General features: G+C 61.0%; 25 protein-coding genes and 2 pseudogenes. 14 read left to right on the top strand and 13 right to left on the bottom strand.

Annotation, left to right across the window (positions count from 1 at the left end; translation table 11 throughout):
* The 3 genes from NKH04_RS07765 to NKH04_RS07755 form a co-directional block, all read left to right on the top strand.
* The coding region (locus NKH04_RS07765) for a glycosyltransferase (protein ID WP_353044177.1) at nucleotides 1–645 on the top strand (645 nt) is incomplete at its 5' end.
* Between the two features lie 540 nt (nucleotides 646–1,185).
* Complete coding sequence (locus NKH04_RS07760; RefSeq protein ID WP_353044176.1) at nucleotides 1,186–2,499, top strand: amylo-alpha-1,6-glucosidase; 1,314 nt, start codon at nucleotides 1,186–1,188, stop codon at nucleotides 2,497–2,499.
* Nucleotides 2,472–3,353 (top strand): amylo-alpha-1,6-glucosidase, encoded by an 882-nt coding sequence (locus NKH04_RS07755; RefSeq protein ID WP_353020932.1) that lies wholly within the window; start codon nucleotides 2,472–2,474, stop codon nucleotides 3,351–3,353. The genes NKH04_RS07760 and NKH04_RS07755 overlap by 28 nt, the downstream gene beginning before the upstream one ends.
* A gap of 228 nt (nucleotides 3,354–3,581) precedes the next feature.
* On the opposite strand, the gene NKH04_RS07750 is transcribed toward NKH04_RS07755, so the two are convergent.
* Nucleotides 3,582–3,704: a hypothetical protein gene (locus NKH04_RS07750; RefSeq protein WP_352871023.1), complete on the bottom strand. Its 123-nt coding sequence runs from the start codon at nucleotides 3,702–3,704 to the stop codon at nucleotides 3,582–3,584.
* Nucleotides 3,705–3,980: 276 nt separating this feature from the next.
* Between NKH04_RS07750 and NKH04_RS07745 the strand changes: the two genes are divergently transcribed.
* The gene (locus NKH04_RS07745; RefSeq protein WP_352997928.1) at nucleotides 3,981–4,874 is read left to right on the top strand and encodes a hypothetical protein; all 894 of its coding nucleotides are present in this window, start codon (nucleotides 3,981–3,983) and stop codon (nucleotides 4,872–4,874) included.
* A gap of 322 nt (nucleotides 4,875–5,196) precedes the next feature.
* Here NKH04_RS07745 and NKH04_RS07740 read toward each other — a convergent pair.
* Nucleotides 5,197–6,218, bottom strand: a pseudogene (locus tag NKH04_RS07740) (IS110 family RNA-guided transposase).
* A 657-nt stretch (nucleotides 6,219–6,875) separates the two neighbouring features.
* Here NKH04_RS07740 and NKH04_RS07735 point away from each other — a divergent pair.
* On the top strand, nucleotides 6,876–7,181 hold the full coding sequence (locus NKH04_RS07735; protein WP_352470477.1) for a hypothetical protein: 306 nt from the start codon (nucleotides 6,876–6,878) through the stop codon (nucleotides 7,179–7,181).
* A gap of 728 nt (nucleotides 7,182–7,909) precedes the next feature.
* On the opposite strand, the gene NKH04_RS07730 is transcribed toward NKH04_RS07735, so the two are convergent.
* Complete coding sequence (locus NKH04_RS07730; protein ID WP_353021097.1) at nucleotides 7,910–8,509, bottom strand: type IV secretory system conjugative DNA transfer family protein; 600 nt, start codon at nucleotides 8,507–8,509, stop codon at nucleotides 7,910–7,912.
* 144 nt (nucleotides 8,510–8,653) lie between these two features.
* Here NKH04_RS07730 and NKH04_RS07725 point away from each other — a divergent pair, with 144 nt between their 5' ends.
* The 3 genes from NKH04_RS07725 (at nucleotide 8,654) to NKH04_RS07715 (ending at nucleotide 9,860) form a co-directional block, all read left to right on the top strand.
* A complete protein-coding gene (locus tag NKH04_RS07725) occupies nucleotides 8,654–9,007 on the top strand; it encodes an ArsR/SmtB family transcription factor (RefSeq protein WP_352470478.1) in 354 nt (117 codons plus the stop codon).
* Nucleotides 9,004–9,492 carry an SRPBCC family protein gene (locus NKH04_RS07720; RefSeq protein ID WP_352470479.1) on the top strand — a complete coding sequence of 163 codons (489 nt, stop codon included), beginning with the start codon at nucleotides 9,004–9,006 and terminating at the stop codon, nucleotides 9,490–9,492. The genes NKH04_RS07725 and NKH04_RS07720 overlap by 4 nt, the downstream gene beginning before the upstream one ends.
* A gap of 239 nt (nucleotides 9,493–9,731) precedes the next feature.
* Nucleotides 9,732–9,860, top strand: coding sequence for a hypothetical protein (locus NKH04_RS07715; protein ID WP_353044173.1), 129 nt, complete (start codon nucleotides 9,732–9,734; stop codon nucleotides 9,858–9,860).
* Nucleotides 9,861–10,164: 304 nt separating this feature from the next.
* Here NKH04_RS07715 and ligD read toward each other — a convergent pair whose 3' ends face one another.
* Entirely contained in the window at nucleotides 10,165–10,296 is a 132-nt protein-coding gene (gene ligD, locus NKH04_RS07710) for a non-homologous end-joining DNA ligase LigD (protein WP_502913377.1), read from the bottom strand.
* A gap of 127 nt (nucleotides 10,297–10,423) precedes the next feature.
* On the opposite strand from ligD, the gene NKH04_RS07705 reads away from it, so the two are divergent.
* Nucleotides 10,424–10,900 carry a KOW domain-containing RNA-binding protein gene (locus tag NKH04_RS07705; RefSeq protein WP_352997924.1) on the top strand — a complete coding sequence of 159 codons (477 nt, stop codon included), beginning with the start codon at nucleotides 10,424–10,426 and terminating at the stop codon, nucleotides 10,898–10,900.
* Nucleotides 10,901–11,257: 357 nt separating this feature from the next.
* Here the strand turns inward: NKH04_RS07705 and NKH04_RS07700 are convergent, their stop codons facing one another.
* On the bottom strand, nucleotides 11,258–11,680 hold the full coding sequence (locus NKH04_RS07700) for a KTSC domain-containing protein (RefSeq protein ID WP_353020943.1): 423 nt from the start codon (nucleotides 11,678–11,680) through the stop codon (nucleotides 11,258–11,260).
* 89 nt (nucleotides 11,681–11,769) lie between these two features.
* Here NKH04_RS07700 and NKH04_RS07695 point away from each other — a divergent pair, with 89 nt between their 5' ends.
* Nucleotides 11,770–12,279, top strand: coding sequence for a ferritin-like domain-containing protein (locus NKH04_RS07695; protein WP_352540049.1), 510 nt, complete (start codon nucleotides 11,770–11,772; stop codon nucleotides 12,277–12,279).
* Between the two features lie 225 nt (nucleotides 12,280–12,504).
* Here the strand turns inward: NKH04_RS07695 and NKH04_RS07690 are convergent.
* The 7 genes and pseudogenes from NKH04_RS07690 to NKH04_RS07660 form a co-directional block, all read right to left on the bottom strand.
* A pseudogene (locus tag NKH04_RS07690) lies at nucleotides 12,505–13,262 on the bottom strand (Gfo/Idh/MocA family protein); the annotation flags it as partial.
* Entirely contained in the window at nucleotides 13,255–13,575 is a 321-nt protein-coding gene (locus NKH04_RS07685; RefSeq protein WP_352470490.1) for a putative quinol monooxygenase, read from the bottom strand. The pseudogene NKH04_RS07690 and the gene NKH04_RS07685, both read right to left, overlap by 8 nt.
* A 1-nt stretch (nucleotide 13,576) precedes the next feature.
* Nucleotides 13,577–14,548 (bottom strand): ABC transporter permease, encoded by a 972-nt coding sequence (locus NKH04_RS07680; RefSeq protein WP_352470491.1) that lies wholly within the window; start codon nucleotides 14,546–14,548, stop codon nucleotides 13,577–13,579.
* A complete protein-coding gene (locus NKH04_RS07675) occupies nucleotides 14,538–16,124 on the bottom strand; it encodes a sugar ABC transporter ATP-binding protein (RefSeq protein ID WP_353020945.1) in 1,587 nt (528 codons plus the stop codon). The genes NKH04_RS07680 and NKH04_RS07675 overlap by 11 nt, the downstream gene beginning before the upstream one ends.
* Complete coding sequence (locus NKH04_RS07670; protein ID WP_353020946.1) at nucleotides 16,121–17,290, bottom strand: levoglucosan dehydrogenase; 1,170 nt, start codon at nucleotides 17,288–17,290, stop codon at nucleotides 16,121–16,123. The genes NKH04_RS07675 and NKH04_RS07670 overlap by 4 nt, the downstream gene beginning before the upstream one ends.
* Nucleotides 17,291–17,352: 62 nt before the next feature.
* A complete protein-coding gene (locus NKH04_RS07665; RefSeq protein WP_353020949.1) occupies nucleotides 17,353–18,474 on the bottom strand; it encodes a substrate-binding domain-containing protein in 1,122 nt (373 codons plus the stop codon).
* A 41-nt stretch (nucleotides 18,475–18,515) separates the two neighbouring features.
* Complete coding sequence (locus NKH04_RS07660; RefSeq protein WP_353044172.1) at nucleotides 18,516–19,343, bottom strand: sugar phosphate isomerase/epimerase family protein; 828 nt, start codon at nucleotides 19,341–19,343, stop codon at nucleotides 18,516–18,518.
* Between the two features lie 352 nt (nucleotides 19,344–19,695).
* On the opposite strand from NKH04_RS07660, the gene NKH04_RS07655 reads away from it, so the two are divergent.
* The gene (locus NKH04_RS07655; protein ID WP_352997916.1) at nucleotides 19,696–21,054 is read left to right on the top strand and encodes an ROK family protein; all 1,359 of its coding nucleotides are present in this window, start codon (nucleotides 19,696–19,698) and stop codon (nucleotides 21,052–21,054) included.
* A gap of 49 nt (nucleotides 21,055–21,103) precedes the next feature.
* Nucleotides 21,104–22,117, top strand: a complete 1,014-nt coding sequence (locus NKH04_RS07650) for a substrate-binding domain-containing protein (RefSeq protein WP_352540051.1) — start codon at nucleotides 21,104–21,106, stop codon at nucleotides 22,115–22,117.
* 685 nt (nucleotides 22,118–22,802) lie between these two features.
* Here NKH04_RS07650 and NKH04_RS07645 read toward each other — a convergent pair.
* Nucleotides 22,803–24,389: a serine hydrolase gene (locus tag NKH04_RS07645; protein WP_353020951.1), complete on the bottom strand. Its 1,587-nt coding sequence runs from the start codon at nucleotides 24,387–24,389 to the stop codon at nucleotides 22,803–22,805.
* Nucleotides 24,390–25,505: 1,116 nt separating this feature from the next.
* On the opposite strand from NKH04_RS07645, the gene NKH04_RS07640 reads away from it, so the two are divergent.
* Together NKH04_RS07640 and NKH04_RS07635 are read left to right on the top strand one after the other, a co-directional pair.
* Entirely contained in the window at nucleotides 25,506–25,724 is a 219-nt protein-coding gene (locus tag NKH04_RS07640) for a hypothetical protein (protein ID WP_353044171.1), read from the top strand.
* An 80-nt stretch (nucleotides 25,725–25,804) separates the two neighbouring features.
* Nucleotides 25,805–26,359 (top strand): Lcl domain-containing protein, encoded by a 555-nt coding sequence (locus NKH04_RS07635; RefSeq protein ID WP_352993703.1) that lies wholly within the window; start codon nucleotides 25,805–25,807, stop codon nucleotides 26,357–26,359.
* Nucleotides 26,360–26,715: the final 356 nt, after the last annotated feature.

Raw genomic sequence — 26,715 nt, 5'->3', positions numbered from 1 at the left:
CACCCGAACACCTCCGGCTATCTTGCGTTTCTCGGTCGCATCTCGCCGGAAAAGGGGCCGGAAGCGGCCATACAAATAGCGGCGCGGGCCGGGTTTCCCCTGAAGATCGCCGCCAAAATCGACAAGGTGGACCAGTCGTTCTGGAAGGAAAGGGTCGAGCCGCAAGTGCTGCGGCATTCGAACGTGGAGTTCATTGGCGAGATCGATGAGCGGCAAAAGGCGGATTTTCTGGGCAATGCGAAAGCGCTTTTGTTTCCGATCGACTGGCCGGAACCCTTCGGTTTCGTAACGATCGAAGCAATGGCCTGCGGTACGCCGGTGGTTGCGTTCCGGCGTGGCGCCGTCCCGGAGATCATCGATGACGGTGTGTCCGGATCGATCGTGGATACGGTGGAGGAAGCCGTAGGCGCGCTCCGGCGCATAGACAGCCTCGATCGCGCACGAGTGCGGCAGACGTTCGAGAAGCGGTTCACGGTCGAGCGCATGTGCAGCGATTATCTGGCACTCTACCGAGCACTCACGAACACCGGGATAGCAACACTTGGGTCCGATCACCATGAGAGCATGCGCCGTCGAGCGCGCTCCGCGCCATTACGGTTGCCTGCCCATGCACGGAATGGTCATCGCACGCCACCTGGTCCCTGAAGTGCCGCCGTATTCGAACACTCTGGTGCAGACGGTGCTGCCAATGTGGTGTCCATCGTTCTGGGCTGCGCGACTTCACGCCTTCGGGTCTAGCCTCGGTGGGAATATCGGACTCGCCTGGTTTTCAGAACCGCAGTGGTCGTTCGCAACGTGGAGCATGCAGCCAATGTAGGCCTCGCTCCGGGCGGCGCTTCCCCATATAACTGGGACGCACCTCTGCTCAGCCAACGGGCGCGCTTTAGGCTGGCCTTCGTTTATGGAGTGCAAAATGCGTTGCGCGGCCTGCCGTTCTCCTCGTTGACAGTCGCCCAGAATACACCAGTTTGATCTGAAGACACGTCGAAGGGTTGTCCGCCTCTGTTCGCGGCTAGGTGCTCGAGGCGGCAGATTGTTCGAACTCTCGATGGATGATTTTGTGACGGTCTGGGGCCAAGCGTTCAAGGCAGGCGTCAGTTCTCGTGGCCGAAGATCGCGATGCCGGCGCACAATGGCTGTTCAATCTGTTCCCGTGGATGCCGATCAAGGGTGACGATTGAACCAATGACGCTAGAGCTCACAGTCGGACCACCCCGCCTGGCAATTAACCAGGGACGCAGCTTCCTTGTCACCGAACCGGATGGCCAGATCGCCTGGCCGACGTACAACGGGTTGTATGCGTCTGACACACGCCTGATATCCAGCTGGCAGATCTTTGCCAATGGGCAACGATGGGACTTCCTCAATTCCGGAAACATCGCCTACTTCGCCGCCAAGATCTATCTGGTCAATCAGGCGTTCACTACTGAAACGAACCGTGTACCAGCAGGCAACCTGGGGCTGGTAATCGGCCGCGCCTTGGATGGGGGGCTGCATGAGGACTTTGAACTCGTAAACCACGGGCAAATGGCAGCGCGCTTCAATTTGGAAGTTGCCATGCGCAGCGACTTTGCCGATCTTTTCGAAGTCAAGGCCGACGCAATCATCCGCCGCGGACGTATCACCACGGAATGGTTGTCCAGAGCGGCGAGCCTTCGTACCTCCTACGTCAATCGGGACTTCAAGCGAGACGTCATTGCCAAGGTCCGCCGGACGGCCACAAGGCCCGTCTATGCCAATGGCCGGATCAGCTTCGACATCGAGCTCGAACCGGGCGCGACATGGCATGCTTGCCTTCTTTACAACTTTGGCAACGGCGAGACAATCTATCGGGCACCGCGAGCCTGCATTGACAAATGCCTCGAGTCGAAGGCTGCAAAACGCCTCGCGGGATGCCAAGGCAGCGCATTGAAGTTCCACTGTTCCAATGACGAATTTCACAGCTTCTATAATCAGGCGGTCGAAGACATGGCGGCGCTGCGGCTGCCGATCGAAGGCACGGACGAGCTCGAATACGTCCCGGCCGCCGGACTACCATGGTTCATAAGCCTGATCGGTCGCGACAGCCTGATAGTCTCGCTTCAGAATGCTTTGGTCTACCCAGATTTTTCGCGCGGTGCCTTGGACGTTTTAGGGCGATTTCAGGCCACCGAACGCGACGACTACCGCGATGCGGAACCGGGAAAGATAATGCATGAGCTTCGCAGCGGCGAACTCGCTCATTTCAATTTGATCCCCCATACGCCCTATTACGGCACGGCCGATGCCACCCCTCTGTATCTTATCGTGCTCCACAATACCTGGCGTTGCGCCGGTGACGCCAGCCTGCTCGAGCGACACATGGCAACGGCCGAGAAGTGCCTGGATTGGATTGACCGGTATGGTGACCGTGACGGCGACGGTTTCCAGGAATACGAAACCCGCTCGGTTGCGGGGTACGAGAACCAGAGCTGGAAAGACTCGGTGACGCCTTGGTTTATCCCGACGGCACCCTGGTGAAGGGACCCAAGGCGCTTTGCGAATTGCAAGGCTATGTCTATGATGCTTGGCAGCGCATGGCTGAAATCTTCGATGCCACAGGCGATGGCGCTCGTGCCGGGCAGCTTCGCCTCAAAGCCAAAAACCTGTTCGATCGATTCAACCAGGTCTTCTGGGACGAGGCGTCCGGCTTCTACGCATTCGCGTTGGATGGCGACAAGAAGCCGGTGCTGAGCGTCGCTTCCAACCCCGGTCACTGTCTTTGGTCGGGAATAGTCCCACCCGAACGAGCCGCCAGGGTGGTGCATAGGCTGATGAGGCAGGATATGTGGAGCGGTTGGGGAATCCGGACACTTTCGGCCGATCACCCGGCCTACAATCCACATTCCTATCAACGCGGCTCTGTATGGCCGCATGACAACGGGCTGATCGCGCTCGGCTTCCGGCGCTATGGCTTTTTCGCGAATGCCTGCCGCCTCTCTCGCGACGTGAGCAGCGCCGCAATCTACATCATGCAACATCGAATGCCAGAGCTGTTCGCCGGATTGTCGCGAACGCCCACGACTTTCCCCGTGCAGTATAAGGGAGCGAACGTTCCGCAGGCATGGGCAGCCGGATCCTGCTTTTCGCTTCTGCAGGCGATCATCGGCTTCCAGCCCGATGCTCCTAATGGCAAACTGTACATCGATCCCAGGCTGCCCGACTGGATCGAGGAACTCACCTTGAACGACATGCGCCTGGGCAACAACCGCCTCGAACTCCATTTCTGGCGCGTCGGCGCCGCGACCCGTTGGCAAGTACGCGGCGGCGATCCTTCACTGGTGGAAGCGCGAAGTTGTGCCACCGGGGCAAACTTGCGCTCGGCCTGCGTATGAGGTGAGCCCCGGCGGGTTCGCTCCCTGTCGCCTCGGCGGAGCAGATGCCTTCTTGCCCGTGAAGCGCCGTAACCAGCATCGTTGCGGGCATCATAGGGACTTCTCGTTCCGCATCTTAAATTCCTGGAGGCAACAATTCGTCTGCGGTCATTGGGCAGTTGCCGACAGCCTTTACGTCAAGATTGCGACGGTGGTCATTCGTCACCTCAAGCCCCGCCTCGGAAGTGCTTAGCTGTCGTCCTTGTAAGACTTGGCGGCTTCATCGATCTTACGCCAATCGTTTCCGTGGCGCCGCACAAGCTCTCGCGCCTGGGCTGGCGATATACTTTGCGTTTCGACGATGTGGTTCACTTCCGTCTCCTCGCCTTTCAGGGGACGCGAGCGAGGGCCCGTTGGCAGTCCGGCCGTTGGGTTTTTTGCATGTCTTCTGGGCATGGATGGACCTCTCCTGGAGCAATATAAACGGTCCGGCGCAGCGAAGGTTTCGCCACGTTAGCGTGTTGAGCAGTTTCACCGATCGCCTCATCGGCTTCCCCTTGCAGGTCTGACTATACGTTCTGATGTTCTTGGACCCAAATGAGCTGCACCGCGTTGTTTGCGCGCATGCTGTGCTTCGCAATCTGACTGATGGAAAAATCCGACGCCCCTGCTGAACCGCAGACAACTCCTGGCGCCGAAGCGCGCTTTCCGTACGATCGTGCGGCGGTTGAGCGGTTTCGACAGAGATTCCCGCGCGCCAGGTGGAGTGACGAGCGCAGAACCTGGTTCGTGCCAGGAAAGACTGCAGCGCGGCGCATCCAGCGCTGGCTTGCGCAAGAGGCGGATCTACGAGCAGCACATGATGACAGCAAGGGACGGGATGCCTTCGCCTTCGATCCTCTGTCGAGCCGGTATCTGGAAGTCGCGGACGACCTTCGCATCCGCACGCCTTATTCGCGGACGGTTCTCGAGGAACTGCGAGCCGTTCCATGGGCGAGCTGGGACGACGAACTGCGGGCCTGGAGGGTGCCTTTCCGCTCATACGAGGAGTTGAAGCGCCATTGGCCAAGCATCGAAAGGGCCGCAGGCCGCGCAGAACCGGAGGAGAGGAAACGGCGACGAGAAGCCTCCAAAGACTCCGAGGAAGATAAGGCCGCCAGATTGCGGTATGCCGAACGCAGGCGACGTCGCTATCCACTGCCCCCAGACGATTTACCCCTGCTTGGCCGTGCCGTGGCAACGGAGCAATACGGTATCGTGGTCTTCACCGAGATTTCGGGTGAACTCGTGGACGCCTCGCAGATAGCAGCGTTCTATCCGCATTTGATCGAGGCGAACGTCGACCACGTCTGGGGCCGATGGCGTCCGGCGACGTTGGCTGAATTGATTAGAACATGGCCCGCTCGGCGTGCTGCCGGATTAGCGGAACGGCAGCGAGGCTGGTGGCAACCAACGCTGCCCGAACTCAGGATAGCTCGCCAAAGAGCTCGAAGCCTGGTGCGAAGAAGGGCACAAGGCTTATGGCATTGTTCTAGCCTTTGAAGCTGGGGCCGTTTTCCACCGTCTGTCCGGTTGCCTTAGTGTTGAGGTGTCACCCCGACCGGAGCCTTCGATGTGCAACGATTTGTCTGATTGCGATTGTCACCGCAGCTCCCTCTGCCAACTGCACGTCAAGTCCCGCGAGGCTCTCTCTTGTCTACGAGCTCGATGCTTGATCGCCTCAAGATGGTGGTCCGATAATCGAAGGCTGCTATCTACGAAAGCGTGCACTGGAGCACAATCGTTGCAGCGCAGTCACTTCGACCAGGTCCTTGCGGGACATCACTCTGCCTCAGGCAGATTCTGGAATTCGATTCACGCCAAATCAGTTGGCAGTCGCGGCTTTGCTCTCCCAATGATATTCGGTTCCGTCCGCCCAGACGCGATGCATGACGATGGCGAGCTTCCGAGCGACGGCCACCACTGTCCGCCGAAAGCCGCGTCTCTTCGCGACTGCGAGACCCCACGCCCTGATGCCCGAGTTCTTGGTCGAGCGCGTCAGTAACGCGAGACTGGCTTGGTAGGGGGTAGACCGCATCGCGACGTCACCACATTTGGAGATGCCGCTGTTTCGGTCGACCTCACCGGAAGCGCATTTATTCGGCGTCAGGCCAAGGTGTGCACCGACGTCTCGAGAACGTTCAAAACGGGCTGGATCATCAATGGTCGTGAGATAGGTCACGGCGGTGATCGCTCCGACGCCAGGGATGGTCATCAGCCGACGGCACGTTTCGTCCTTCCGAACCATGTCCAGCATCATCTTGTGCAACACCGCGCATTGCTGTCGAAGAGCCGCTCGGGCGATCAGCATCGGTTTCACCATGGCCGCCAGGCGAGGCGTGTTCTCGATCAGCTCTAGAACGCGCCCTTCGAAAGGGCCGGAGGTTATGCGACCGGCGAACTTGATGCCGAAAACACGGAGTGTCCCGCGGATGTCGTTCTCGATGTCGATCTGTTTCGTCTGAAGCGTAAGGCGGTTGCAGAGAAGCATCCGGATTTCCTGGCTCTCATCACTTTTGACATGGACGATGGAGAACCAGCCATGCGCATGCAGCCGGCGACTCCGGTCGTTCATGATCGGCATCGTCTTGGTCAAGCCCGCAGCCGCCGCGGATCGATGGAGATTGCGGCCAGTCCGCGTTTCATCAGGCCGTTGTACAGCCAAGCTGCGGTTGCGCCGGCTTCAAGCCCAACCTTTGCCAGGTTCAGATCGAGCCGCTCGAGCCAGTCGGCGATCTCGTTTGGACTCCGAGGCTGCTACTCCTTCCCGGAAAATGATACCATCCTCGTCGACCACACAGATTGCGGTTTCAGCCAACGACACATCAGACCGACATAGTGCTTCATGCCCTGCTCCCTTCTCGATCATCATATTGCGCGAAGCAGACCAAGACCTGGGAGCGACCCCAATCACCCCATCTGCGAACAACATATGGCTGAACATTGCTCGATGATGACGTCGCTGGCCTTGAAGTTCCCATGCATGAAACCGAACCTGACGTGCGCGTAGGCGCACGACACCAGCATCGATGATCCGGCTCCAATAACCCGCGTGGCAGTAAAGCCATCGACCGGCTTCTATGACGTTTGGAACGCACCGGCCGGACCTAGACTAACGGTGGGCGGGTGGTCAACTTCCCTTCCGAGGGAGCTTGGGAACAGCACACGATTCCTGCTTCCGGCGTGGCGTTCCTCGAATTTACTAGAACGATGTACCTGAACGCGAAAGATTCATTTCCGCTCCACGCTCAGCGTTTATGGCCATCGCCGGACTGCGATGAAGTCCGCCGCTCCGCTACCGCGTGGCGGGCGCGCCAAGGTCGTCCTGAACGTCAAACCGTTTGTGCAGAATTTTGACGCACAAGGCCGATCCGAGGCCAACTGGGAGTGCACACCAGCTTGGAATTGTGCGGAACCGTACGAAGTCGATTGCAAGCAACCAACCTGGTTGGCCGGGCATTAATTTAGCAAAGCGTGAATTAGGAAGGCATCGGGAGGAAGACCATGCTGCACGTTAACATGCCTCGCGAATTTGAGGTCGGCGATGAGGTGGCGCTGGCAGGTATCGTCATCGCGATTCTCCCCAGTGGGCGCGCCAGGGTGAGCATTCCTTCGTATGACCATCCTTATACGATTGATCCCCCACCGAAAGTCCGGGCCGGCGACAGAGTGGTTCTTGTTGGGGACGTCACCCGCGTCGATCGCGGGGTGAACAAACTCACTGTGCGGATTGACTGCGGCGGGGTGATCACTGTCGACAAGTCGGCGATTACTCGGCTGAGAAAGCACAACCGGACTTCAGCGGGTTGACGCTCCGGATACAGCGGCCGGTGTCGGCGCAGGGAAGATGCGAGCGCCTTTGAGCAGCCCAAGGGTGCGGCCGGATGGAGCGGACGAACCGATAGATGGGAGCTCGACGGCTAGGGCACGCGTCCAGCGCAGCGCCTCCCTGGCGTCTTCCGGGTTACTGGTGAAGCAAGTCAGATTCGGGCCAACGCAAGCGCGCTTCACCTGCTGTCCGCTCTCGGCAACAGGCGGCCCGCCCGTCCAAGACGCGTAGCATGTGCCTTCGCGTGAAGGCACCCGGGCATCGCGACCGATCGTAACCTTTCTCTGCAACGAGCGCCTGTTAGCCGATCAGCAATTTCAATCGCGATAGGCTCCGGTTGGTACGCATTGTGGAGATCACATGTTCGTCCCGGCCCGCGATGCCGGCAAAGGTCTGCTTCGGAGCGTCGCGCGGGAACTGCGCGACCTATTGCAGTGGAGTAAGCGTCCCCTTGGTTAACAACCCGGTCAGTGACGGCCATGCCGGTCGGTGACGGCCACAACCGCATCGACAACGCCCGCAACGGCAATCAAGTCGTCGCTGAAAGCCCGCAAGGTGTCTGTCACGACATAGCGTGCCGGCGAAGCTCCGCCCTGGCGACGGGGATTCGTTGTAGGCCGACCGGACGGCAACGCCGGCCAGATGAGCGAGAACTCGGTGTTGGTCTCGATCAGGGTCGACGTTCGTCGACGACCGTCGGCATTGCCGACTACGAGTCGAGGTCGTAGGGCTCGTGGCCCAGCTCGTTGTGATGAAGCGCCTCTGCCATACACCTGATATCGAACGCCTGGCCGCACGCCGGGCAGACGACATAATACTCCTCCTCCCGAAGTGGCGAAGCGTCGTGGTCTTGGGGAATGACGATGTCATCGTCGGGCATTGGGTCCTCCGGCAACCCGCCCGCTATGCTGGAACGCTTGTCGGCGGGATTTGTTTCAAAGTTATTGCGCCTGTCGAGGTCGAACTCATCGTCGCAGCGTGGCGTTCGTTCCGGCGCGATGTCTTCGTGTTCGGGAAGCTCGGGCTGGCGGCGAATGCCGCCATTGGCCGGATCCTCGTCCTGCTGATCCCTGGCAAGCCTCAGCTTGCGAGATTTGCCTTCCGGCTCAGCAAGAAGTGTCGTGTCGGTCCAGTCGTCAGGGCGAGCGTTCTGCGTTGTCCCTCCGGTCCTTGGTGGCGGCAAGACGCGCTCGGCAAGACGCGGGTCGGCAAAGTAGCGTGCCTTCTTCGCACGGACTGGGAACTGGCCCGAGATCATGATGATCGCCTCGGTCGGCGGCAGCTGCATCATCTCGCCCGGCATCATCAGTGCACGCGCCGTGGGCGGTACCGGCCTATCGGGTTCTTGTCGTCGCCCGCAGGCCCGCGGAAAATCCTGAGGTAACCGTGCGGTGGTCGAGGCGGGCGTGCTTTACATTTAGTCACCGAGTAGCGCGACATGGAACACTCCAGGTTGACAGCGCAGGCCCATCGATTTAAGTTCGCGTTAGTGGCCACTAACGCGAAACTTTGGACAGCGCTCGGAGACTCGACGAGGCGCACGATATTCGAATTGTTGGTCGAACAGCCTTGTTCGGTCAGCGGACTTGCTCGTGTGCTGCCTGTGACCAGGCCGGCGGTCTCCCAGCACCTGAAAGTACTTAAGGATGCCGGGCTCGTGGCCGACACGCGCTCTGGCAAGGAACGAATATACCGTATCGACCAAAACGGCCTGGCAAGTCTGCGCGCGGAAATCGATCAGTTCTGGAGCAAGACCCTGGGGAGCTACAAACTGGCCGTCGAGCACCCAAAGAAGGACCAGCCATGAGCAAGCTTCCTGCAACCGCGCCCGTAAGGCATTTCGTCGTTGTCGAGGCACCTATCGCGCGTGCCTTCAAGGTCTTCACCGAGGATTTCGGGAAATTCAAACCTCGCGAGCACAATCTTCTTGCCGTGCCGATCGCAGAGACCATCTTCGAACCCAGGGTCGGGGGCCACGTTTACGATCGCGGCGTGGACGGCAGCGAGTGCCGCTGGGCTCGTGTGTTGGCTTACGATCCCCCCGGCCGGCTCGTTCTGAGCTGGGACATCAGTCCTCGGTGGCAGATTGAGAGCGACCTGAACAAGACCAGCGAATGGGAAGTCAGGTTCACGGCTGAGACGGAGAACCGAACCCGGGTTGAGATCGAGCACCGGAACCTCGAGCGCCATGGCGAAGGCTGGGAGGGCGTGCGCGTGGGGGTTGATAGCGATCAAGGCTGGCCGCTGTACCTGCGGCGGTTCCAGGGCCTTTTCCCCGGTGCGGCGGCCTGACCGTCCGCGCCCTTGCGAGCATCACTCGCAAGCACCGTCTGGTCCACTGCGATTCCAGGCAGTGGAGACAACATGGAAGTCTTATTGGTTAAGTCTTCTCGGCGTGCTCGCGCTCTATTTGCTATCTGTGGTATTGGCAGTCTACTCAGGTTCGTCAAAAGGGGTTTGCAAGAGCGCTGGCAGGACCGGTAGTCCCGGCAGACGACGACAACCGGCTCTATAGGATCGACCGCGTTCACATGAACTCGGTCGAGGCGCTGGCACAGGCAACCCGAAATGAGAACGGCCAAGGGCCTTTTGGCATCGTGCTGCGGCAGCGGTTGGACAGAACGCTTTCCTGCCGCGTGCGCTCGATAGACGAAGAGTGAAACGGAGGGACCGCAAAGGCTCGTCTTCCGTGATCACGGAATTACCTGAATCTCCAAGCCCACTATTATTTCCCGTGGCGGACCCCAACCCGCTGGGCCGGCGTCTACTTGGCATTTACCCCAACTGCCCCCAATGACGCCGGCCACTTGCCGTGGTCGCAGTGACGCCGGCGTTAAAGCCATCGCGCATGGGACTAACATCTCGCAATTGCTATCGGTGTTTGCGCGTGGACCAGGCCATCTCCGCCGGCCGACATGCCTCTCCAACGTAAACGCGTCTGGCAAAATTCCCTTTTCGAGCTGCTTAGATTGGAGCGGCTATCGGAAAGCCTGAACGAGCTCGAGGCGAGTAAACGCCGACAGCTGTGTTGCCGCGGCCTCTGCGGAGATAATCCAGAAAAATACGCCCACAACGAGCCGACGGCGCAGCCGGCAAAAGATAGCGGTCGGGATCTTTCTGAGGAGAATTGGAGGCGGGCAACCGAGAGTCGGCCAGAGCCAAATTGCGGTGCCGTATGTTAGAAACACCTTGAACATCGCCCAGTCCGCTCCAGACTCAATTCATGGCTCGCGGAATAGGCGTTGCTGACCAGGTGGCCATTACAGCCACGGTTCTGAGGCGGGTAACAGAGGACCGCGTAAGCGTCTCGATCCCACGTTACGACTTTCCACATTCCATCATCGATCACACCAAGGTGAACCGAGGCCAGCAAATCGAGCTAAGAGGCGAGGTCACGCGCATCGACGAGGACACCGTGACGATCGACCTCGGGCCATTGGTCACGGTCGACCGTGAGAAGGTCCGGTTGATGAGAACTATCGGCCGCCAAAACGACGAAAGGCATTTGCCGATGCCCCGGATTAGAACCGACAACATCGCGACAGGCTATGAGGGCAGGCCGCATGACGGGCCGGTAGAGGACGAGTCGAAGCACTTTGTGCGCTGCCCAGTCTGCGGCCAAACGTTCGACGCGCGCGATCTTGGACAGGTGTTCCACCACGCTGAGCCGCAGCACAAGGCGCTTCCGGTCGAGCAATAGTCCAGCAGTTGAGCTCCGGCGGCAGATCGACCTTGAACCCTTCAGCGCGCCAGCGACGTTGGATTCGGAGAAAATGGGTGACCTCAATACCACTCCAACTTCGTGCGATGGAATTTTCCCTTTGAGACAGGATGTACTGCGTGCGCCGAACCTTACCCGCGCCCCGGTGTTCCATCTGGGGCGCAAAAAAACCGGCCGCACACTGCCAGGGCGGCGGGACCGATCAAGCGCCTTTGCACCAGGCAGATGGGCTTTGCGAGTGCGCGCGGACCGAAAGCGAACCTAGAGCAACAGCGGCAACGCATCCGTCAACCGCCGGTTGGAGCGACAGGACGATTGAGCCACCGGCAGGTCAGGTCATCCCGGGTCGCTATCGCTCGCAACCAGATGGTAGCGGAAATTGTTGCGGATATGGTCGTTGAAATAGCGGCCCTTGGCGAACGCCGCCCGGAACGCGGCAAAGGTTTCCGGCGGCACTTCCTCAAACTCGTAGCGTTTGCCGCTGGCCACGAACCAGACCGAGAGGATTCTTCTGTGAGGATCGTATTCCGTTTTGCGTATCGATGTGGAGGGCATGACGGCGGCTCGAGTCGAAAAGCAATCAACGAGCGGAGAGGCCGTCGCGTTCCTTGTGACTATGGTGGTGCGGTGAGGCACGAGGCTCAATGCGGAGCGCCAGCGGTCGCGATCGGGCCGTTTTCCTTGCGCCGATCTTTCGCGGTCTTGGCCTTCCCCACGCATCGCTGCGGGATTTTCGCAAGGTGAATTGAGACCCGCCACGACACTGATCCTCTGGGACTATCAGGGCTGTTTTCCGGAACAATGTCTTCTTCTGAAAGTTTTTCCTTACATCGCAAAGGAGATTCGAAATGTCAGAAACGCGCGAATGGTTTGTCCAATGGCTTAGAGATGCTCATGCCATGGAGGAGCAGGCTGAAACGATGTTGAACGGGCAGTTGAGCCGTATTGAGAATTATCCCGAACTGAGCGACCGAATCCGACAGCACCTCGACGAAACCAAACAGCAGGCTGCTCGGCTGAAGACTTGTCTCGATCGGATGGACGAGGGCTCATCCATGATGAAGGATGCTGGCGGTAAACTGACGGCGATGGCGCAATCGCTGAGCGGTGTCTTCGCCGGAGACGAGGTGATGAAAGGATCGCTCGCGAGCTACACGTTCGAGCACATGGAAATCGCCTCCTACACGATCCTGATTGCCGCTGCTCGATCGCTCGGCGAAACCGAGGTTCTTCGGGCTTGCGAAGAGAATCTGCGAGAGGAAGTCGCGATGGCGGATTGGCTGAAATCCCGTCTTCCCTCCACGACCGAGCAGTTCCTTGCGCGGGCCGAAGCGGACAGCGACAGCGCCAAGCGGTGAGCGGGTGGGAACGTAGGGATCGTGAAGTGGATAATGGGGATTCGTCGGGCTAGCGCGTCTCCTTCGTGAACGCTGGGCAAACGAACCCGGCGATTTGGCCGTGAACCCATAAACGACGGGGTGGAGTATCTCAGTTTGTTTTCGGCCCTCGACACCTACACAGCCGAGCGGCCGACCATGTCCGTCGCAGCGGGCGTGGAGCTTGGTGGTGAAGCCGCTTGGCCGGGCCACCTGGCTTGCCCAGATCATTCCCTTGGCCGGATGCGACCCGCCGACCGGCTTGAAGCGCAGCAGCACATTGATGTTGTCGTCGAGCAGCCTCCCCGGCACGAAGGCATCGAGATCGGCCGACAACGAATCGAGCTCCAGCCCGGAGACGAAACGGGCAAGGTTATAGGCATGCGTGCCGATATCGCCCAGCGCACCGCCGGCACCCGCCTGCTTCGGGTCAGAGCGCCACGCAGCCTGCTTCTGGCCGGTGGCGGCCAGGTCTTCGGTCAGCCAGTCCTGCGGATATTCCGACTGCACGATGCGGATATCGCCGAGCTGTCCCTTGGCCCACTATCTCGCGTGTAGTTATGAACACCTTGCCGGCCTTTTCGACCAGCGCCGCCAGCCTCTTTGCCTCGGCCAGCGTCGTCGCCAGTGGCTTGTCGCAGATGACGTGGATGCCGGCCCCGAGAAAAGCCTTGGCAGCCGGCACGTGCACATTGTTCGGCGTGACGATGGCCACCACCTCAATGCCGTCCTGCCGCTTGGCCTCCGCCTTTGGCCATGTTGGCACAGGAGCCGTAGCTGCGTGTCGGATCCAGCCCAAGCTCGGCCGCCGAGGCCTTGGCGCGCTTCGGATTCGATGACAGAGCGCCGGCGACCAGCACGAACTCGTTGTCCATACGCGCCGGGATACCGTGCACCGCGCCGACAAAGGCGCCTTGTCCGCCGCCGATCATGCCATAGCGGATCGGGGCAAAGCGATCAGTCATGGGTTTGCTTTGCAATATGACTCAGCATGACGAAGCGACGGACATCGACCGGCCGTGCGACGAGATCATCGAGGCGCCCGAACAGCGGCTTCAGATGCGGCATCGCCAGATGCCGGTTGAGGTCGTCCTTCGAGCGCCAGTTCTCGTAGAACATGAACACGCATGGGTCGACCGGGTCGACATGGAGGTCGTAGTTGATGCACCCGTCCTCGACCCGCGTCGGCTCGACGAAACTCGACAGGATTTTTTGCAGTTCCTCGCGGGTTTCGGGTTTGGCGACGACGGTGCCGATGACCGTGTAAGGGACCATCATCTCATTTTCTTCCTTGGCTAAGGGCGACGGCAAGAATGATGATAGCGCCGCGTGCGATCAGTTGTTGGCTGAACTCCAGCCCCATGAGGATCAGGCCATTGTTGATGAGACCGATCATCAGCGCGCCGACAATCGTGCCGATCACCGTGCCGGAACCGCCGAACAGGCTGGTGCCGCCAAGGACCGCCCCGGCGATGACCGACAACTCGTCGCCTTGGCCGAGCTGGAAGCGTCCGGATTGCAGCCGCCCTGCATAGAGCATGCCGGCCAGCGCCGCCGCCATGGCCGAGATGATGAGGACGCGGAATTTGATCGACTTGGTGTCGATGCCGGAATAGCGCGCCGCGATCTCGCCGCCACCGGTGGCCAGCACGCGCCGGCCGAAGCTCGTTCGCCTCAGCACGACATGGCCGACAGCGCCCAGCACGAGCATCCAGATCAGCAGCACCGGCACCGGTCCGACATTGCCGCCGCCAAAAATCCAGGAATAGCTCTTCGAGATGATCGGTACCGCAGCCGTATCGCTGATCCACATGGCTGTGCCCGTGGCGATGCCCATCGTGGCCAGCGTGGTGAGGAACGACGGTATGCCGATCCGCGTTGTCAAAAGGCCGTTGAAGGTTCCGACGAGGGCGCCGGTGGCGAGCCCCGCCAACACACCGGTGAGCGGTCCTCCAGCGTCAATCGCCATCGCTGTCGTCACGGAGGCCAGCCCGGCCACGGCGCCAACGGAAAGGTCGATCTCGCCGGCCGAAAGCACGTAGGTCATGGCCGTCGCCATAACCGCGATCATCGCCGTCTGGCGCACGATGTTGAGCAGATTGTTGGGATTGAGAAAGCCCTTGTCGAACAGCGTGGTCGCGAAAATGATGAAGATGATCACGAAGCCGATATAGATGATGTTCTGCCGCCAATTGGTGAGGCCGAGCCTCGCCGTGAGCGAGGGTGCGGATGCGCTGGCACTAGTGGACATGTGTCCCTCCCTGGCTTTTGGTCAGAGCGTTCTGGATGACGATCTGCAGCTTGCGCTCGGCGGCCTGCAACTGCGCGACCGGATCGTCTTTTGGCGCCGACGGATCGTCGAGATCGGCACGGCTGATATCGTCCATGACACGCCCATCCGAGATAACGAGGATGCGGTCGCAGGCGGACAGCATCTCGGACAGCTCGGAGGAGATCATGACGATTGCCTTGCCGGCCTTGGCGAGCTCGCGAACCAGCATGATTATTTCCGACTTCGAGCCGATATCGATGCCGGAAGTCGGCTCGTCGAGGACAAGGATTTCCGGCTCGGTCGAAAGCCATTTGCCAATGACGACCTTCTGCTGGTTACCGCCCGAAAGCGTACGCACCGCGCTGTCGCGCGACGCGGTCTTGACCCGCAGTTTTGCGACCTGATCGTCGGTCACGTCGCGCACCTTTTTGTTCGACACGAACGTGTTGCTGCTCAACCGGTCGAGCACGGCGAGCGTCATGTTGGAGGCGACCGAATGGTCGGCGATGACGCCTTGGCGCAGCCGATCCTCCGGCACCAGCGCCACGCCGGCCTCGATAGCATCACTTGGCCTCGTGATCACCACCGGCTTGCCGGCGATGCGGATCTCGCCTTCGATGATCGGGTCGATGCCGGCGATGACGCGCGCGATCGCCGAACGACCGGAGCCGAGCAGGCCGGCAAGGCCGACAACCTCGCCACTGTGGACGACGATGCTGGCATTCCTGGGCTTCAGCGCTCCCGAAACATTCTCGAGCTCAAGCAGTGGCTTGCCGATACTCGATTCACCGCGCACCACATCCGACAGGCCACGCGAGCGTTTGCCGACGATGTGCTCGATCATCGCTTCGATCGGTAATTCCGACAGCGGTGCCGTGATGACGTGGCGGCCATCGCGCAGGATGGTGGCGCGGTCGGCGATGCGGGCGATCTCGTCCATACGATGCGAGACATAGATGATGGCGACACCTTCCGATCTCAGCTTGCGCAGGAAGGCAAACAGCCGCTCGACATCGGATACCGCGAGCGCCGTCGACGGCTCGTCGAGCACCAGCACCTTGGCGTTCTGCGAGATCGCCTTGACGATCTCGGTCAGTTGCCGCTGGCCGGCGCCCAGATTGCCGACCATCGCCTTTGGATCGACCTCAACCTTGAGCATGTCGAACAGGTCCCCGGCGCGCTTCTCGGCGGTGCGGTCATCGATCAGGCCGAATGGGCCCTTGGCTTCGCGGGTAAGAAACACGTTCTGTGCCACCGTCAGCGTCGGTATCAGGCTCATTTCCTGAAAAATCATCGCGATACCCGCCCGGCGCGAGGCCTCGGGCGAGATCTCTGTCAATGGCTTGCCGTCAACCAGAATGGTGCCGGTGTCCGGCACATGCACGCCGTTCAGCACTTTCAGAATAGTCGACTTGCCGGCACCATTTCCGCCCAGCAGCGCGTGGATTTCGCCCTTCTCTACCTGCAGGTCGACGTCGACCAGCGCCTTGACGCCGCCGAAAGATTTGGTGACGCCCTTCATTTCCACCGCATGAACAGGCGCCGCACTATTCATGACCGCACTGTGGTCCACAGCCCGGATTCACCGGATTCGATCAGCGCGTCGGCGACGCGCTCGGTCTTATAGCCATCCTCGAAATTGGGTGAAGGCTGCTTGCCCGAGGCGATGGCCGAGAAGAAATCGAAACACTCGACGATCTTGGTTTCGGAATAGCCAATGCCGAGCGCCGGGATTGGCCACAGGCCTGCCCCATAAGGGTGCGCCGGACCGGAATAGACAGTCCTGAAGCCGCGCGCATCGGCAGGATCATCGGCAAACATCACCTGCAATTCGTCGCGCCGTTCGTAGTTGAAAGCAATCGAGCCCTTGGTGCCGTGGATCTCGAAGGTGATGAAATTGTTGCGGCCATAGGCGTTTCGGGTGGCCTCGAGCGAGCCGATCGCGCCGTCGGCGAATTTCAGCAGTGTCACCACCTCGTCGTCGACATCGACCTCGGCCCACGCGGCGCCGGTGTTCTTCTCGGCTGCCCCCAGCCTGTCGAGATTGCCGCGCTGGATCGGCCGCGTCTTGTTGTAGGTGCGCACCAGCGCGCTGACCTCGGCGATCTCGCCAACCAGGTAGCGGGCAAGATCGACGACGTGGGTGCCGATATCGCCGATAGAGCCCGAGCCGGCGATCTTCTTCTGGAAGCGCCAAGACAGAGGCGAATCCGGATCGGCTGACCAGTCCTGCAGATATGTGCCGCGGAAGTTCAGGATCTTGCCGATCCGCCCCTCCTCTATGTACTGGCGGGCGAGCGCCACGGCCGGTGTGCGACGGTAGTTGAAGGCGACCATGTGGATGACGCCGGCCTTCTTCACCGCGTCGAGCATGGTCTTTGCCTCGTCGCCGCCGCGCGCCAGCGGCTTTTCGCAGATAATATGCTTGCCGGCTTCCGCCGCCGCGATCGCGATCGCCGCATGGCTGTCGTTCGGCGTGACGATGTCGACGACGTCGATATCGGGCCGCTTCACCACCGCCCGCCAGTCTGAAGACGATTCCTCGAAACCGTAGCGGCGACGCCCTTCGTCGGCCAGCGCGTCGGTGACGTCAACCACCACCTTGCGCACGGGAATGGCGGGCGCCGGCCAGAAGAACATCGGCATCGCCGCATAGGCAAGCGCATGGGCCTTGCCCATGAAGCCGCCGCCGATCATCGCCACGTTGAGCGTCCGGGTCATGATAGTCTCCTGTGGAACTGAAGTGGAGCGGCCGGCAGGGAGTGCGCCGGCCGTAGGGTGCGCTACATGCTGCCCTTGATCTTGTCGGTCGCCTCGGCGTGGTAGACGGCCTTCCAGCCCTCGAGCAGCGTGTCCTTGGTGACCGGGAGCGCCGGCAGGGCGACGAAGGCCGGAGCCGCCTTACCGAGCAGGCCGTAGCCGGCGAGCAGGGCTTCAGTGACGCCCTGGTCGAACGGACGCTGGGCGCCCAGGCCCTTGACGAAGCCGCCGTTCGCCATGTTGATGGCGACGTTCTCACCAAGGTCGCAAGTGGTGATGACGAGGTCGTCGCGACCGGCGGTGCGCGCCGCCGAGATGACGCCTTCGGCCGGCACGTCCCACACCGCCCAGATGCCGTTGATGGTCGGGTGAGAGGTGAGGATCGCCGAGGCCGCCTTGTCGGCGTCGCCGGTGAAGTCCGGCCCGCCAATGCCTTGTTCGGCGACGATCTTGATGTCGGGATAGTTGTCGGCGATCGTCTTCTTGAAGCCGTCATAGCGCTGCTTGGTGACGAAGAAGTCGGCGGCGTGGAAGACGAGGCCAATGTCGCCCTTGCCGCCCAGCGCCTTGGCCATCAGATGCGCCGCCGCGACACCATTGCCGTAATTGTCGGCGGATACGATGGAGACGTAGTCCTTGCCGGCGACAAAGCCGGTCGGCACATTGTCCATGAACACCAGTTTCACGCCCTTGTCGGCGACAGCCTTGTAGGCGGAGGCGGTTGCCGACGGATCGGTCGGGATTGAAACGATAATCTTGGGGTTCTGCGCCATCACCGTTTCGAGGTCGGCGACCTGCTTTTCCGGTTTGAAGCCGGAATCGGTGGTGGCGATCACCTCGATGCCCATCTTGCCGAACTGGTCCTTGAGCCCGGCGATCTGCGCGCGCGACCAGTCATTGCCCCCATAGTGCATGACGATCGCCGCCGTCGCCTTCATGTCCTTGATCTTTGCCAGTTCTTCGTCCGTCAGTTTGACGGATGCCGCCGACGCCGGGGTTTCGCCGTTCGGGCCCTTGGAGAGCACCGTCTTCTGCAATTCAGCCAGCGCCGAATCCGGGTCGGCGAAGGCGGGGGCTGCGGTGTAGAGGCCAGTGGCCAGCAGTGCGCCTGTGAAAGCTCCGGCTATTGTCTTGAAACGTGTCATTTAGGTCTCCTCCCTGTGACAGGCGCGCTATGCCCGTCGGTTCAACTCGGCCCTATGGCCTTCTTCAGATAGCTCATGCTCAGTTCCGCCCCTTGCCTGGGGTCGGGCCAGGCGTCGAGTTCGGTAGCGATCCAGCCGGAATATCCGGTGTCCTTGAGCGCTTTGACGATGGGCGCCATGTCGAGATCTCCACGATCGAGCGGCGTGAAGGCAAAGGGCTCGCGCTGCCAGCCCTTGAGATGCACGTAGCTGATGCGGTTCCTGAATTCGCGGATCTGCGCGGCCGGATCGCCGCCTGCGGCAGCCAGATGCGCCGTGTCGGGGCAGAAATCGATTGCGGTGTGCCCAAAGACCTCGCGGACCTCGTCGGGACCTTCGACGATGGTCGACAGATGCGGATGGTAGTGCGCACGCAGGCCCGCTTTGGCCGCGATGTCGATGACCATGTCGAGTGCAGCGCCGAGGCGCTTGAAATCGCCGGGCTGGCGGCCGTTGGCGCGCTTGGCGCCGCCGCCGACGACCAGATGTTCAGCGCCGAGTTCGGCCGCTGCACCCGCCGCACGTTCGATGCGCGCCAATTCCTCGCCAAGGATATCTTCAAAGACGAAGTTGGCGCCGGAATAAGCGGCAACAAGCGCGACACCGGACTGCTTCAGTGCACTGCGCAGCACACCATAGCGGCCTTCGTAGTCCAGAAGATTGCCATCGAAGAGTTCGGTGCCAATATATCCAGCCGCGCCGATCTCGCCGATCGCCTGCTCCATGTCGCCAAAGGTGCGATAGGTTAGCTGGGTGATCGAGGTGACACCGACGGCATTGCCACCGAGCGCGCCCCAGCAATTGGCATGATAGGCCAGCTTCACCTGCATGTCGTCTCCTCCAAGCATAGCCGATTGGCAACCACGCTGCGTGTGGATCCCGGCATTATCGGCTTGAAGAGATGCCGTGACTGCCCGTGCGGCAATCCCTGTCCTTGGCGTCGGGGCGTAGGCTCTCCTCCGAACCTCGGCCGAACTTATGCGCGGCTTACACGATACGTCAACATTTAAAATGCAAAAGTTGGCAATCTTTTGCTGATAAACGACAAAAGTTGCCACTTGATCCGTAAATGAGGTCACGTTACCCATGCCAAATGGCCTGACGACAACCATTAAAGCGATCCCTTTCTCGCGCGATGGAAGACGTGATGCGCCGGATCAGGGAACGAGACGCGGCAAGGATATGGACGAGCGCAGCACCGCAGACGGAGAGACCGCCCAGCCGCGTCGTACCGCCGGCCGGCCTCGCGCCAGCGAATCCGCGCATGGCAGTCTGGCCTCGCTGCTCAACCTCGTGCGGAACGGAGTGGCGACGACCCGCCAGGAGCTGGAGAACCAGTCCGAGCTTGGACGCGCCGTCGTCACCGATCGCCTAGCAACTCTGCTTCGTATCGGGTTGATCGAGGAAGGCGAACTCGGGCCGGCGATCGGCGGACGGGCGCCGCGCCATGTTCGCTTCCGGCCGCGCATGGGCATGATCCTTGCCGCCGTACTCGATCATTCCTCGCTGGCGGTCGGCATTTCCGATCTTTCCGGCCGTCTGCTGGCGGAGCATCACGAGGCCGTGGAGCTGGCGGCGGGACCCGCGCCGGTGGTCCAACGGCTGGCGACGCTGTTTGCCTGGATGCTGGAGGAACACGGTAGCGAGGGCGGCATCTGGGGTATTGGGCTGGCCGTGCCTGGTCCGGTCGAGAAGCCTGACGGTCAGCGCCTCTTTGCCCCGGCGCTGAGCGCCTTCCAGAACTGGGATGGATTTCCTTTTGTCGAGCAGTTGGCCACGCTTGTTGGCGCACCGGTCTGGGTGCGAAGCGGCGTCCAGACGATGACAATGGGCGAGCTGAAATCGGGCAGCGGCATCGGTCTGACCGATATGATCTTCGTCAAGCTCGGACGGTCGATCAGTGCCGGTGTTGTTTCGGAAGGCGCGCTGCACCGCGGTGCCCAAGGCGCTGCCGGCATGATCGGCTACACTTTCATCGACGGTGGAAACCTCGAGGCTGTCGCCGGTAGCGAGGCGCTGGGCCGCGAGGCCCGCCAAGCAGCCGAAAGCGGCCGCAGTCCCTACCTGACCGAGGTACTGGCGCGTGCTGGCGAGGTCACCGTCACCGATGCCGGCCATGGCGCCCAGTTAGGCGACGCTTTTTGCATCGACCTGCTCGGGCGCAGCGGCCGGGCGGTTGGCGAGGTGCTGGCGCCGATGGCCAATCTGCTCAACCCCGCGCTGATAGTGCTCGGTGGCAGCGTCGCCCAGACTGGGGATATCCTGCTGGCGGCCGTGCGCGAGGCGGTCTATCGCCAGTCGCATCCGGTGGTCACGCGCGACCTGCGCATCGTGCGCTCGCAGATGGGCGGTTCGGCCGGACTGGTCGGCGCCGCGCAGGTCGTGGCCGAAGCGCTGTTCGATACGAGATTCCTGCAGGGATGGATTACGCTGGGCTCGCCACGTGAGCATCCCGAATTCAAGGATTTTCTCTCACGGGCAGCACTCGACACCAGCGCCAGGCCGGCCAAACCCCGGCCACCGGGTGGGACGCTTGCATAATATCCGCAGAATCGATCGAGCGCTGCGAGCGCCTCAGGAGGATTGAGCAATGGCAATCACCGGCCTGGGGCCGCATGGCGAACGAGCGGTTCCGGCCGACCAGGTCGGCCTGTCGGATGCGGATGCCGATGCTGCCCGCGGCCGGCACTTTTCGGTCGCCGTCGTTCTCCACACCACGATGAGCGACTGGGCCAAGGAGGAACTGGCCGGGATCGTCACCACGCTTGGCCGCTATGGCGCGGCGGTGGTCGAGGTCATCGACTGCGCCTTCGATATCGACAGGCAGATTTCCGAATTGAAGCGGCTTGCCGGCGAAGCCGTGGATGCGGTGGTTTCCATTCCGATCGGCAGCAGCCGGGCCGCCGATGACCATCGTGCCATATCGGCGGCGGGAAAGAAGCTTCTGCTACTCGACAATGCTCCCACCGGCATGCTGCCCGGCAAGGACTATGTCAGCGTCATCTCGGCCGACAATTTCGGCCTGGGCCAGATCGGCGCGGAATTGCTGGCGCCGCACGTAACCCAAGGCGGCAAGGTCGGCGTGCTGGCCTATGGCGTTGATTTTTTCGCGACCCACGAGCGCGAGATCGCCTTCCGCAAATGGATGGCAGCCCACCGGCCTGACCTTTCGCTGGTGCGCGGCAAGTTTGCCGATGTCTCTCACGCGAAGGCTGCAACCGCAGGTCTGCTGCAAGCCAATCCCGATCTTGCCGGCCTGTTCGCTGTCTGGGACGTGCCGGCGACCGGCGCCGTCGCCGCGATCCATGATGCCGGAATGGCGATCCCGATCACCACCGTCGACCTCGGCAACGATGTCGCGGCCGACCTTGCCAGTGGCGGCTTGATCAAGGGCATTGCAGCGCAACTGCCTTACGACCAGGGTGTTGCCGCCGGAATTGCCACTATTCTCGGGCTTCTCGGGCGCCAGCCGCCGCCCTGGATCGCGCTTCCCGGCCTCAGCGTAACCGCGAACAATGTCGTAGAGGCATATCAGGTCGTTTGGCGCACGCCGGCCCCCGCCGCCCTGCTGCGGGCGCGCAAGCCGCGAAAAAGCATACCTTAGCGCAAGACTGCAGAACGCAGTTTACCTGCGATGCGATCTCTGCCCGTTGCGCCTAGCGGGGCCATGAGCCCCAGCTCAAAGTTCTGCTTTTAGGAAGTCAGTTGACCCAGTAAGATCAGCAGTATTCTCAAGCCCTCGGCTTACTGCTAACGCGCCTCAATGTACGAAACTTCCCGATACAACAAACCTGATCGCCACCAAAATATATAAAGCCATATTTCAGCGTCCTCTTCGCGCTGTCGGACGCCAAAATGTCTGTCGAGATGCAACGCCGCACCGCCTCGCAAGTTGATTTGAAAGGATTTTTTCTAGAATTCCATAGCGATTTGTATCACAGTTGTACCTCAGTCCGTATCGCACGACGCGGACCTGGCCACTTTGTAAGTCGCCCTTCTTACGAGGAGCCGAAACGACATTCAGCGTTGTCGTGCTTGCGCCAAGAGCTGTTCTCGCCGAGCCAACCCCCAAGTGTCGCGTTTGTGGGCCGGGAGCCGTCGGTTGCTTCGGATCAGCGGCTGGCCAAAGCCGACGTAGCTTGTCGGAAGCTCGCGAGCAAATGCCGGCTTCCTGATTTCCACGCCCGGAAGCGAACCGTCACAAATCCGCCATCTCAGGCATCACCTTGCAGACGGCCGGTTCGCCTTTTCGACGGCATAGGGTGTATGGAGCACCCGACGCCCCACCCCTACCTCTGAAAATGCCCCAACCCGTTCTCATTGAGATAGTCCACCGTCATCACCCGCGCGCGAATGCCGCCGGAGGAACCGACGAACTTCACCGATGACAGCGAGCCGGTCGGCGCGTTTTCTCCGCGGGGCGTGAGGGCGTAGGTGTCGCCGTCCCAGTGCTCGAGCGTGAACTGCATGGGCTTGGGGCCGAGTTCGAGCATCAGCTTGTCGCCATCGGCCCGCACGGTGGCGGTGTCGAAATAGCTGCTCGTATATTGGCCCTCGTAGAAGGATGGACTGCCCGCCTTGGCGGGGTTCGTCGGCTTGACCTTGCCGGCGAGGTCGCCCACCGGCTTGTAGTAGCCCATGAACCGCGGCTTGATGTAGGGATACCAGTCGCGGGTGACCTGGCCATATTGCACGATGTCCATGAAGCTGGCGGCGACCGCCTCGGCGGCGCCGACGGGGGAGCCGTTGGTGAGCACGACGATGCCCACATCGGCCGAGGGCAAGATCTGGAAGGTGGTGCCGGCGCCGAGCAGGAAGGCGCCGGAATGGCCCATGGTGGTGCGCCCATTGGCGTTCACCGCCACATTGAAGCCATAGCCATAGGAGCTGGCCCGCGTATCGGGCGTCTCGCCGCGGTAGGTCACGCTCTGCGGTGTGATGGCGGGCTGCAGGATCTTCGGGTCGATCATGGGCTGGCCGCTATAGGTGCCGTCGCCAAGCAGCAGGATCATCCACTTGGCAAGATCCTGGGCGCTGGAGGAGACGCCGCCCGCCGGCGCCTGCTGGTCGGGGTCGCGGTCATAGAGCGGCTCGAACACATTCTCCGCCACGCGCGCATGCAGCAGGGCGCGGTTCTTGCCGGCGGCAATGAAGTCCTCGTGCCGATAGCTGCTCGAGCGCATGCCGAGCGGATCGAACAACAGGCTCTCGGCCAGCGGCTCCCAAGGCTGTTTCTCGGCGTGGGCCACTGCCTCGGCGCCGATCGTCGTGCCAAAATTGGCGTAGTGATAGGAGATGCGGAAGGGATCGAGCGGCACCATCCACAGGCTCCCGACGATCTGCTTGCGCTGGAAGCCGAGATCCTCGAGTTCGTCGCCCGCCGCCATCGGCAGGCCCGAGCGATGGGCGAAGAAATCGCCGATGGTGGCGTTGCCCGAGACATAGTCGAGATTGAGGCGAAAGCCGTCCCAGACCTTGCCGACCGGGGTATCCCAGTCGAAGCTGCGGTCCTTCGTCATGGCGATCGCGGCCACCGTGGCCGAGATCGACTTCGACACCGAGGCGACCTGGAAAATGGTGGTGCTGCTGACCTTAGAAGTGTCGTCCCGGTTGTCGCGAAGGCCATAGCCCTCGTCAAAGATCATTTTGCCGCCATGCACCACAGCCACGGCGAAGCCGGGAACGTCGGATGCTTCCTTGACTTTCTTGACGATGTCCGGCAGCGCGGCCAGCGCCTTCTCGATACCGCCGGGATACAGCTGCACAGCATCCTGCGGCGGCGATGGCCCAAGCTCCGGCACGTAGGACTGGGCGGCTGCCATGGCGGGCAGCATGGTAACCAGGGAAAGCACGACGAGAGCAGCGGCCTTGTTCATTGCATGTCCTCAAACTTGCACGGCAGATGATCGGATCATACGCGGCAAGATGAAAGATGGTTACAGCTATTTTCTACTGATATGTTTAAGTCCAAGGATCGGACAGAGACGGCGGCTGCGTGTCATGTGATTTCGGGACCTGGCGAAGTATCCGCGTTACCTACGCGCCCGGCAATTGGATGGGATTGCGCGGGAGAACGTCAACTTTCCAAGCCCGAGCGGCAAATGGCATCCGATCACCAGTTGTTCGCCAACGGGCAGGCGGCCAACCAGAAAGTCATCGAAGCCGACTATATGAGGCAGATGGCCTGTACCCAAGGGTCCTAATGGCCGAGGGGCCGGGACGCTTCGTCTTCGCCGATCCTGCCTGCCGCACGAGGCCGGAGATCGGGATAGGAACCCCTCGCGGCGCCGCCTCTCCCACACCACCCGGCATACGGATCACGTATCACGGCGGTTCGACCGGATTAAGCTTGGACAGAGACATAGAGACGGGGGAGACCGAGCGACTCGAAGTGTTGGTTGGGCAGGGCCTGTTGGACTGCCGGGTGTCCTGACATGCGCCAGAATCCCGTCGGTGAACCGGCAGCAACCGCGGCCCGGAGCTTTGGCACGCCACGACGGCGCAACTCCTTGTAGCGGTTGTGGCCGTTCCCCATTGCCGCCAAAGATACCTACGCAATCTTCGGCGGGTCCACGCTTCCAAGTTGGTAAGCACCCGCGGGGTCTGGCCTGCAGCGGTCATTCTGCTGCTTCCTGGTGTCAGGGAAACGCATAGTTTCGCATCGATCGGTGATGTGAAGCCCGACGCGCTGTTGCCGCTTTGACGCCTGCGCATCGTCCTATCGATCAGACAAGTGTCCACACGACGTAACCGGTAGCCAGTGGGTGAGGATGTCTTCGTTCACATAGGGCGTGGCCACCGTTGTCGTTCAACTATGTCAACCTTACCCCTATAGACTTGAGACACGCGCCCTCTGCGTTGGAAAGCCATTTCCCGCTACCGCATCGCAGACTGGCCCAGCTTGATCTCAACCCTCATGCTCGCTTCCCGATCGAGATGGTCGCTCGCGTCATCAAGCTTTGTTGAATCTCGCCATCGCATGTTGCGCGGATGTGACCATTGTGAAGACCAACATCGAAAGCTTGGTCATCGGTCCGAAGATACGGACGCGTGCGGTCGAGCTTGTTCTCTGGCTCGACGGCGCAGAAACGGCCGAGGATTACTTCCAGACCAGAATTGATCGTTCGGTGTTCGGCTCGAGGATTGCTGCACGCACACACTTCGTCGGACCAAGGCCCTCGATCATCTACAAGGCAACCAGGGAAGTGTAGGAACTTTCAATTGTTCGCCGGTTCAAGTACGTTTATTCGATTGCCATGTCGAACGCGCGGCCAAGGAGGAGGAGGAAGGCATGCTTCGGATCGCCACTCTTGCGGCTTTCAGCATAGGGCTTGCCGTTTTCGCAACCATATCAGCGTCACAATCCCAAGCCGCACCTTGCGGTATCGTGCACAAGCAAGCCCGCCAGCCGCTGAGTGATCAAAATTTCTGGTTGCTCGCTGAACATGACGGCAAAGCTTTCGTCGACCAACGCACTTGCCTCGTTGCCCGGCTAGACAGGCTTGATCAACCCGCAACGCTGAGCGATGCGATGAGGTACTGCGCTACGCTCGGGCAAGGTGGGCCGTACGGCGACATGGGCTGGCAGCTTCCAACGATGGCGGAACTGACGAGCCTCGATTCGGCAGACTGGCCAAGGCAGCGCGAGGCCTTCGCGCAATACAAGCTGCCGCCGCTCGCACGTAGCGAAACCGAATACTGGACCCGCACTGAATGGCCGGGCCTGGCAGGGTCCTTTGCGGTCGTTGCGTTCAGTGCCCCTACCACTCTGGTGCGTCCGCTTGAAGCGTCCAAGAAGGCAGGCGTATGGTGCGTTTTTGGGGCGCCCGCCACGGGCTTGGATTAGCTGCCTGGCAGGCCGCGCAGATTGGTTGAGGTTAGGGCCCAAGGCCAGATCGTGACCTCCCGCATTCGAACCGTGGGCGCCGAACGATGCTTGGACGGGGCCAAGAGAGCGGAAAAGACAACTCTTTACGATGCGTTAACTGCATCAACACTTAGGCACGCATTTCCGTAACGGAATGCAAAAAGCCACGTGTATCGACAGACAAACCGTTCTATCTTACTTTAGCAGTGCATTTTAAAGCGAAGCTGAATTTGAATTGGCCACGCCTTCGGCGGCCAATTTCCGCTGTAGCGAACAAATACCAAAAGTAGCCTGCTAGCATATTGCCAGTAAAGAGCAATGAGGCCGCCGTTTCG

The sequence above is a fragment of the Mesorhizobium sp. M1365 genome (assembly GCF_040317865.1).
In the GTDB taxonomy this organism is placed as follows: Bacteria; Pseudomonadota; Alphaproteobacteria; order Rhizobiales; family Rhizobiaceae; genus Mesorhizobium.
This window is presented reverse-complemented; position numbering and strand designations above follow the sequence as displayed.

Excerpts from the sequence above, each read along its gene's own strand:
- NKH04_RS07695 (WP_352540049.1), top strand. The coding sequence starts at position 11,770 with ATGTCAGAAACGCGCGAATGGTTTGTCCAATGGCTTAGAGATGCTCAT.
- NKH04_RS07650 (WP_352540051.1), top strand. The coding sequence starts at position 21,104 with ATGGCAATCACCGGCCTGGGGCCGCATGGCGAACGAGCGGTTCCGGCC.
- NKH04_RS07645 (WP_353020951.1), bottom strand. The coding sequence starts at position 24,389 with ATGAACAAGGCCGCTGCTCTCGTCGTGCTTTCCCTGGTTACCATGCTG.
- NKH04_RS07635 (WP_352993703.1), top strand. The coding sequence starts at position 25,805 with ATGCTTCGGATCGCCACTCTTGCGGCTTTCAGCATAGGGCTTGCCGTT.
- NKH04_RS07720 (WP_352470479.1), top strand. The coding sequence starts at position 9,004 with ATGAGCAAGCTTCCTGCAACCGCGCCCGTAAGGCATTTCGTCGTTGTC.
- NKH04_RS07760 (WP_353044176.1), top strand. The coding sequence starts at position 1,186 with ATGACGCTAGAGCTCACAGTCGGACCACCCCGCCTGGCAATTAACCAG.
- NKH04_RS07675 (WP_353020945.1), bottom strand. The coding sequence starts at position 16,124 with ATGAATAGTGCGGCGCCTGTTCATGCGGTGGAAATGAAGGGCGTCACC.
- NKH04_RS07670 (WP_353020946.1), bottom strand. The coding sequence starts at position 17,290 with ATGACCCGGACGCTCAACGTGGCGATGATCGGCGGCGGCTTCATGGGC.
- NKH04_RS07660 (WP_353044172.1), bottom strand. The coding sequence starts at position 19,343 with ATGCAGGTGAAGCTGGCCTATCATGCCAATTGCTGGGGCGCGCTCGGT.
- NKH04_RS07745 (WP_352997928.1), top strand. The coding sequence starts at position 3,981 with ATGGAAAAATCCGACGCCCCTGCTGAACCGCAGACAACTCCTGGCGCC.
- NKH04_RS07735 (WP_352470477.1), top strand. The coding sequence starts at position 6,876 with ATGCTGCACGTTAACATGCCTCGCGAATTTGAGGTCGGCGATGAGGTG.
- NKH04_RS07655 (WP_352997916.1), top strand. The coding sequence starts at position 19,696 with ATGGACGAGCGCAGCACCGCAGACGGAGAGACCGCCCAGCCGCGTCGT.
- NKH04_RS07685 (WP_352470490.1), bottom strand. The coding sequence starts at position 13,575 with ATGATGGTCCCTTACACGGTCATCGGCACCGTCGTCGCCAAACCCGAA.
- NKH04_RS07680 (WP_352470491.1), bottom strand. The coding sequence starts at position 14,548 with ATGTCCACTAGTGCCAGCGCATCCGCACCCTCGCTCACGGCGAGGCTC.
- NKH04_RS07705 (WP_352997924.1), top strand. The coding sequence starts at position 10,424 with ATGGCTCGCGGAATAGGCGTTGCTGACCAGGTGGCCATTACAGCCACG.
- NKH04_RS07715 (WP_353044173.1), top strand. The coding sequence starts at position 9,732 with ATGAACTCGGTCGAGGCGCTGGCACAGGCAACCCGAAATGAGAACGGC.
- NKH04_RS07665 (WP_353020949.1), bottom strand. The coding sequence starts at position 18,474 with ATGACACGTTTCAAGACAATAGCCGGAGCTTTCACAGGCGCACTGCTG.